The sequence below is a fragment of the Staphylococcus sp. EG-SA-2 genome (assembly GCF_017152085.1).
This window is the reverse complement of record NZ_JACYHC010001128.1, coordinates 1-698: the sequence shown is the minus strand read 5'-3', so window position 1 is coordinate 698 and position 698 is coordinate 1. Positions and strand designations below refer to the sequence as shown.

At 34.5% G+C, this 698-nt stretch carries 1 protein-coding gene and 1 pseudogene; both read left to right on the top strand.

The features are described 5' to 3' along the window. Nucleotides 1-378, top strand: a pseudogene (gene pde2 / locus IDG60_RS18840) (pApA hydrolase Pde2); the annotation flags it as partial. A 20-nt stretch (nt 379-398) separates the two neighbouring features. Next, on the top strand, nt 399-698 hold a 300-nt coding region (locus IDG60_RS18835; protein ID WP_156991955.1), incomplete at its 3' end, for a PHP domain-containing protein.

Here is a 698-nt window from a genome sequence, read left to right as displayed (position 1 = left end):
TTAAATAAAATGATGGAGAAGGACCCAAAAATGTTGCCGTTTCAAGGTTATGTTTTACAACATTTCGAACTTATGGATGATGGATTCTGCCAAGTTAAAATAACTGAAGATGTATTGGAGCAATTCGGTATTCAGCCAAATGAAGCATCTCAGTTTGTTAATACAATTGCTGACATCAAAGGTTTGAAAATATGGGTGTTTGCAGTTGATGAGGGTAGTGAAATAAGATGTCGCTTACGCTCTAAAGGGCAATTGATTATTAATGATATTGCGCAAGATTTTGGTGGCGGTGGCCATCCGAATGCGTCAGGAGTTTCAGTGAACAGCTGGGATGAATTTGAGCAACTTGCTACAGCTTTACGCACAAAACTTAACTAATAGAAAGGAGCCATTCAATCATGGTGGCATATTTAAATATTCATACGGCTTATGATTTGTTAAATTCAAGCTTAAAAATAGAAGATGCCGTAAGACTTGCTGTGTCTGAAAATGTTGATGCACTTGCCATAACTGACACCAATGTATTGTATGGTTTTCCTAAATTTTATGATGCATGTATAGCAAATAACATTAAACCGATTTTTGGTATGACAATATATGTGACAAATGGATTAAATACAGTCGAAACAGTTGTTCTAGCTAAAAATAATGATGGATTAAAAGATTTGTATCAACTATCATCGGAAATAAAAATGAAT